Genomic DNA, 6,474 nt, shown 5'->3' on the forward strand with positions numbered 1-6,474 from the left:
CACAGGCGAGCGAATTCAGCGGAACGAAGCTCAGCCCGATAATGGGGGACAGGAACCGCCGTGGTACGGATCCGTTTGCCCGGTGGTGTGAGAGGACGGGGGAGGCGACTCCCCCTCCTACTCGATCTTAGAAATCGATGCCTCGCCGGGCCTGAAGGCCGTTGTTAAAAGCGTGTCGCACCTCCTGCATGTCGGTCACGGTGTCGGCCATGGCCACCAGCTCACGGTGGGCATTTCGCCCGGTAATGATCACGGTTTGTTCCTGCGGACGGTCCAGTAGCGCCTGTTTGACCGTGGCGATATCGAGATAGCCAAACTTCAGCATGTAGGTGAGTTCGTCCAACACCACGAGATACATCTCGGGGTCTGCCAGCATTTTCTGCGCTTCTTGCCAGACCTCCTGACAGGCGGCGGTGTCCGCTTCGCGATTTTGCGTATCCCAGGTAAAGCCGGTTGCCATGATAGCGACGCTCAAATGAGGATCGGCTTCCAGCCGATTGCGCTCGCCACACTCCCATAACCCCTTGATGAACTGCACCACGCCTACTTTGTAGCCATAACCCAGCGCGCGCGTGACGGTGCCCCAGGCGGCGGTGGTTTTGCCTTTTCCGTTGCCCGTGTTGATGAGCAGCATTCCGCGCTGCTCGGTGGCATTGGCGACTTTTTCGTCCACTCGCGCTTTGAGTTTTTCCATCGATGCTTTATGGCGGGTATCGCGATCACTCATGGTCTCTCCTCGTTGAAAGAGTACAGGGCTATGTCAGCAGGTTACGACAGAGGCGCACAATTTAACATCGCCCTGAGAGGTGTTTGTATAGCTTTTAAGCTTGATGTGACCGGCTTGCAGAGTTTTTGTCCAGCTTTTTCTAAGAGAATTGGCCGGTTGGGGGCTTGCTGCTCTAGAATGGTGGGTCATGTCTTGTCAGGAATAGTGTCATGCCCTCATTTGATATCGTGTCAGAATTCGATCAGCACGAAGCCGCCAATGCGGTTGACCAAGCAAACCGTGAAGTCCAGTCACGGTTTGACTTTAAAGGCGTTGATGCCAGCTTCACGTTGGAAGGCGATAAGGTGCTGCTTGAGGCCGAAGTAGATTTCCAGCTCAAGCAAATGCTGGACGTGCTGCGTAACCGACTGATTGCCCGCGGTATCGACGCACGTTGCATGGACGTTAAAGACGCGGTGCTGTCTGGTGTGAAGGCGCGCCAGGAAGTAGAGCTCAAGCAGGGCCTCGACCAAGCAGAAGCCAAAGATGTGGTAAAGCGTATCAAAGGCAGTAAGTTGAAAGTACAGGCTCAAATTCAGGGCGAGAAGGTGCGCGTAACGGGTAAAAAGCGCGATGATTTGCAGAGTGTGATGGCACTACTGCGCGGTGAAGAAGGGCCTGATTTGCCGCTGCAGTTTGATAATTTCCGCGATTAACGATTATAAGAAATATTCATTGAGTAGCGCAGCGTTTGCGCTACTCGACTACTTAAAGCTTACAGGAGTTTCGCATTATGTCTGATCCGCAGCCGGTTTATTTAAGCGACTATCAGCCGCCCGCCTACCAAGTGACCCATACCGAGCTGACGTTTGATCTTGACCCCACCGCGACCCGTGTTAAAGCACGCCTTACCGTAGAGCGCCACGCCAGTGCTGAACAAACTACGCCGCTGGTGCTGAACGGCGAACACCTGACGCTGCACGCGCTCGCGATCAACGGCCAGGCGCTCGCTGAGGCCGATTACCAGCTCACCGATGAGACGCTCACAATTCCCAGTGTTCCGGCAGCGTTTACCCTGGAGAGCGAAGTCGAGATTTCTCCTAGCAGTAACACTGCCTTAGAAGGGCTGTATCAATCGAACGGCATGTACTGCACGCAGTGCGAAGCGGAAGGATTTCGCCGTATCACCTATTACCCTGACCGCCCGGATGTCATGGCCACGTTTAAGGTCACCGTGATAGGTGATGCGCAGCGGGAGCCAGTGCTGTTGGCGAACGGTAACCCAGTTGATCAGGGCACCTTAGAGAGCGGCCGGCACTTTGTGACCTGGGAAGATCCGCACCCCAAGCCCTGCTATCTTTTTGCGCTGGTGGCAGGAGATTTAACCAAGGTCGAAGATCACTTCACCACCATGAGTGGCCGTAACGTGACGTTACAGCTCTGGGTGGAACAAGAGAATCTCGATAAGACCGACCACGCCATGGCCTCGCTAAAGCGGGCAATGACTTGGGATGAAGAGACCTACGGCCGCGAGTATGACTTAGATCTGTTTATGATCGTGGCGGTGAATGACTTCAATATGGGGGCGATGGAGAACAAAGGATTAAACATCTTTAACTCCGCTGCCGTGCTGACCCACCCCAATACCGCCACCGATGCGGCGTTTCAGAATGTCGAAAGCATTGTGGCCCACGAATACTTCCACAACTGGTCGGGGAATCGCGTGACGTGCCGCGACTGGTTCCAGCTCTCGCTAAAAGAAGGTTTTACGGTATTCCGCGATCAGTGTTTTTCTGCGGATATCAATTCAGCCCCTGTCAAGCGCATTCAAGACGTCTCGTTTTTCCGCACCGCGCAATTTGCCGAAGATGCAGGTCCCACGGCGCATCCGGTTCGTCCGGATCACTATATCGAGATCACCAACTTCTACACCCTGACCATTTATGAAAAAGGGGCGGAAGTTGTGCGCATGCTGCGTAACCTGCTGGGCTGGGAGGCCTTCCGCCGTGGCTCGGATCTCTATTTCGAGCGCTTTGACGGTCAGGCCGTGACGATCGAAGACTTCGTGGGCTGCATGGCCGAGGTATCGGGCATCGATTTAAGCCAGTTCATGCGCTGGTACTCCCAGGCGGGCACGCCGGAAATCGATGCCCACGGTGAGTACGACTACGCCAACGCCGAGTACCATTTGACGCTGCGCCAGCGTACCCCCGCCACTCCCGGCCAGCCCGACAAGCAGCCGCTGCATATTCCTGTGCGCATGGGCTTAGTGGGTACAAAGTCCGGCCAGGACCTTACTCTCACCCTAAAGGGGGAAAAGCTGGGCAAGGATGCTGTGATTCACCTCACCGACGATGAGCAAACCTTTATTTTCACCGATGTGGCAGAGGCGCCGGTTCCATCGCTGCTGCGCGACTTCTCCGCCCCAGTAAAACTGCACTTCCCATACTCTCGCGAAGATTTGGCCTTCTTACTGACCCACGATAGCGATGGTTTCAACCGCTGGGACGCGGGGCAAAGGCTCGCACTGTTGGCGCTGGATGACTTGATCGCCGCCCACCGCAACGGGGTAGAGAAGGTCATGGATAGCCGGGTCGTTGAGGCGTTTAGGGTTCTGTTGACGTCGTCGATGGATGACAAAGCGGTGCTGGCAGAGATGCTAACGCTGCCATCGGAAGCTTATATTGCCGAGCAGCAACCAATTGTGGATGTGGATGCGATCCACGCCGCGCGTGAGTTTGTACGTCAATCCTTGGCCCAGGCGCTACGTGATGAGTTTATCGCCGTGTATAAGGAGAATGGCACGGACGAACCTTATGCACCGACGCCTGAACAAATTGCCCAGCGCAGTCTCAAAAACATAGCGCTATCTTACTTAATGTCCATTGAGGACGACGAGAGTGTGGCACTTTGTGAAGCGCAGTTTGCCGCTGATCATAATATGACCGATGTACGCCATGCGTTGACACTGTTAGTACACAGCGACCGTGATGATTTGGCTAACCCCGCGCTGAAAGCGTTTGGTGAAAAGTGGGCACACGACCCGCTTGTGATGGATCAGTGGTTTACGATTCAGGTATCGCGCCCTCAGCCGGACGTATTGGAGCGCGTAAAGTACCTAATGCAGCACCCAGCGTTCTCCATCAAGAACCCCAACAAGGTGCGTGCGTTAGTAGGTGCCTTTGCGCAAAATCGGGTCAATTTCCATCGCTTGGATGGCAAAGGGTACGCGCTGTTGGCAGATGTGGTGATTGAGCTAAACCGCCTGAATCCAGAGATTGCCGCGCGGTTAATCACCCCCTTAACCCGCTGGCAGCGTTTTGATGAAGCGCGTCAGCAGTTAATGCGTGCGGAGCTAGAGCGGATCAAACAAGAACCGCTGTCGTCCAACGTGTTCGAGGTGGTCGAGAAAGCGCTGGCATAACGTGCATCCAGTGAATTAACCATGGAGAGGGAAGACACCGGTGACAGATTCACAGCAGTGTTATTTACTGATTATTAACGGTCAGTCTGCCGGAAATCCGGCGCTACGCGAGGCCGTTGAAGCGCAGCGCAAGGCAGGGACGCCGATGATTGTTCGCGCTACTTGGGAAGGTGGCGATGCCGCCGAGTTTGCGGCCCAAGCCGTTGAACTAGGAGCTACCAGTGTGATTGCTTGTGGCGGCGATGGCACGGTAAACGAAGTGGTTAACGGGCTAATGCGCATCCCCCATGACCATCGTCCGAGCTTGGGCGTGGTGCCGATGGGCAGCGCGAATGATTTTGCCACTTCGGTGGGGTTACCTTTGAAGCCGGATCGCGCACTGGCGGATGCCGTTCGCTTGCCGTCTGCGCCCATCGATGTGATTCGTATGACAGCAGAAACCAGTGGCGAACCGTCGGTATGCTATTACATCAATATGACCACTGGTGGTTTCGGCGCAGAAATTACCTCCTCTACCCCCAAAACGTTAAAACGCATGTTAGGGGGAGGAGCCTACTCACTGATGGGGGCGCTCAAGGCGTGGCGGCATCGCAGTTATCGCGGCACGTTGCACTGGGGCGATCATGAGCAGGCCGCGTCACTGCTGCTGCTGGCACTGGGCAATGGGCGTCAATCGGGTGGGGGGCAGGTGCTGGCCCCTCGTGCCAAGCTTGATGATGGGCGATTGGACGTTCTGCTAGTCAAAGATTTTCATTCGGTGACGGAGCTCCCTGCGCTGCTCGGCGAGCTACAGCAGTTCCCCGCAGAAGGGCGTTATGTGCGCTACTTCACTGCCAGCCAGTTGACCGTTACCACTCGGTCCGATGATGAACCTTGGCCTCTGACCCTGGATGGTGAGGCAAAACGCTATCAACGATTCACCGCTGAAGTCGTCCCGCTAGCGTTGAAGGTACGCTTACCAGAAGGCTGTTCGCTGTTGTCTGCCAACGACCGCCACTAATGAATTCGAACCATTAAGGAGTACGACTCGATGAGCTACCGTGTATGGATGCCGCTACTGGCCAGTTTGGCCCTACTGCTGAGTGCCTGCGGCGACAGTCAAGAAGAGGCAAACGTCGTACCGGAAGAGAGCGCGGCCGAGCAGCCCAGTGAGACGCCAGCCGCTGCACCTGACACCAGTAGTGACGATGCTCCTTCGCCCTCCCAGGTGGAAGACGACATTGAACGTCAGGCGTCTGAGCCTTCCAATGTTCAGGAAGACCTGTCTTCCACCGTCAGTGAGTCAACTTCGGAGCCCCTGCAGGCGGACGAAGAGACGCTGGCCGCCGACCCCGGCGAAGCCCTTGACGAAGCCAGCGCAATGCCGGGTGAAACCACGCGTTCTGATGTCGATGACGTGATTGCCGAGACTGAGCGTCGTTTCGAAGAGGCACAGCGTCAGTTGGAGCAACAGTTTCAAGAAATCGAGCAGCAGTCGCCCGAACTGGCACCCATGGAGAACGATCCCATCGAGCCAAGCTGGGAGCGCGAAAGCAGTTTACCCGAAGGCTCTTCCGTGGAAGGTGGGTTAGAAGCGCAAGATGTGGATGCGCTCATCGAAGATACCGAACGTCAATTCGAAGAGGCCCAGCAGCGCCTAGAAGAGCAGTTCCAAGCCTTGGAGAGTGAGCGCCCCAGCAGTGACGATAGCGAAGCGCAAGAGGCCGAAAGCTCCTCGGATGACACGTTGGATACATCGTCTTAAGAAGTAAACCCCAACCTATAAAAAAAGGCCCGTATTCCGGGCCTTTATCCATTCGGTGCGGTTCAAGCAACGCGAATGTTGGAGGCCTGAAGGCCTTTTTTACCCTGAGTCACCTCGAAACTGACTTTCTGACCATCTTGCAGGGTCTTAAAACCTTCAGCTTGAATTTCGGAGAAGTGGGCAAAGAGATCGTCACCGCCGTCATCGGGAGAGATGAAGCCGTAACCTTTGGTGTCGTTGAACCACTTGACAGTGCCAGTTGCCATCGTTCATATCCTTAACGTGCTTAATGATTGAGCAGGTGGCTCATTGCCTACCTACCAAATCCACTTTAGAAGCAAATAATCAGCACGTCCAGTAGTGACGTGGTTAAGATTTTTTGGGTATACGGATTTAATGGTTGATGGGGCACCTTCACCCCATCAATCTGATACCACCCTCAGATGGTTGATAGATCGACTCCGTAGTTGAGCTCCTCTGCGAAGTCCGGCAGTCCGTAACCGATGGTTTTCTTGTAGAAAGGAGAGACCTTCGCAGTCGGTGCCTTCTTCTTGTGCTTCGTGGTGTAGAGCATTCGTGCCCGCATCACCTCGAAGGAGT

The 6,474-nt window shown here is 55.2% G+C and carries 6 protein-coding genes and 1 pseudogene; 4 read left to right on the forward strand and 3 right to left on the reverse strand.

Annotation, left to right across the window (positions count from 1 at the left end; all coding sequences use genetic code 11):
- Window positions 1–127: 127 nt before the first annotated feature.
- The gene (cobO, locus tag L1249_RS16995; protein WP_044630768.1) at window positions 128–727 is read right to left on the reverse strand and encodes a cob(I)yrinic acid a,c-diamide adenosyltransferase; all 600 of its coding nucleotides are present in this window, start codon (window positions 725–727) and stop codon (window positions 128–130) included.
- Between the two features lie 209 nt (window positions 728–936).
- On the opposite strand from cobO, the gene L1249_RS17000 reads away from it, so the two are divergent.
- From L1249_RS17000 to L1249_RS17015, 4 genes are all read left to right on the forward strand, one after another.
- Window positions 937–1,422, forward strand: coding sequence for a YajQ family cyclic di-GMP-binding protein (locus L1249_RS17000; RefSeq protein ID WP_044630767.1), 486 nt, complete (start codon window positions 937–939; stop codon window positions 1,420–1,422).
- A gap of 77 nt (window positions 1,423–1,499) precedes the next feature.
- Window positions 1,500–4,130, forward strand: coding sequence for an aminopeptidase N (gene pepN, locus L1249_RS17005; RefSeq protein WP_137093428.1), 2,631 nt, complete (start codon window positions 1,500–1,502; stop codon window positions 4,128–4,130).
- Window positions 4,131–4,170: 40 nt separating this feature from the next.
- Complete coding sequence (gene yegS / locus L1249_RS17010; protein WP_058576428.1) at window positions 4,171–5,130, forward strand: lipid kinase YegS; 960 nt, start codon at window positions 4,171–4,173, stop codon at window positions 5,128–5,130.
- A gap of 30 nt (window positions 5,131–5,160) precedes the next feature.
- Window positions 5,161–5,874 carry a hypothetical protein gene (locus L1249_RS17015; protein ID WP_228169076.1) on the forward strand — a complete coding sequence of 238 codons (714 nt, stop codon included), beginning with the start codon at window positions 5,161–5,163 and terminating at the stop codon, window positions 5,872–5,874.
- A 62-nt stretch (window positions 5,875–5,936) separates the two neighbouring features.
- Here the strand turns inward: L1249_RS17015 and L1249_RS17020 are convergent, their stop codons facing one another.
- The gene (locus tag L1249_RS17020) at window positions 5,937–6,140 is read right to left on the reverse strand and encodes a cold-shock protein (RefSeq protein WP_044630763.1); all 204 of its coding nucleotides are present in this window, start codon (window positions 6,138–6,140) and stop codon (window positions 5,937–5,939) included.
- A 173-nt stretch (window positions 6,141–6,313) separates the two neighbouring features.
- Window positions 6,314–6,474: pseudogene (locus L1249_RS17025) on the reverse strand (ISL3 family transposase); the annotation flags it as partial.

Source organism: Halomonas sp. Cn5-12 (assembly GCF_021532545.1).
Taxonomy (GTDB): Bacteria; Pseudomonadota; Gammaproteobacteria; order Pseudomonadales; family Halomonadaceae; genus Vreelandella; species Vreelandella aquamarina.

Excerpts from the sequence above, each read along its gene's own strand:
- cobO (WP_044630768.1), bottom strand. The coding sequence starts at position 727 with ATGAGTGATCGCGATACCCGCCATAAAGCATCGATGGAAAAACTCAAA.
- L1249_RS17000 (WP_044630767.1), top strand. The coding sequence starts at position 937 with ATGCCCTCATTTGATATCGTGTCAGAATTCGATCAGCACGAAGCCGCC.
- pepN (WP_137093428.1), top strand. The coding sequence starts at position 1,500 with ATGTCTGATCCGCAGCCGGTTTATTTAAGCGACTATCAGCCGCCCGCC.
- L1249_RS17015 (WP_228169076.1), top strand. The coding sequence starts at position 5,161 with ATGAGCTACCGTGTATGGATGCCGCTACTGGCCAGTTTGGCCCTACTG.
- L1249_RS17020 (WP_044630763.1), bottom strand. The coding sequence starts at position 6,140 with ATGGCAACTGGCACTGTCAAGTGGTTCAACGACACCAAAGGTTACGGC.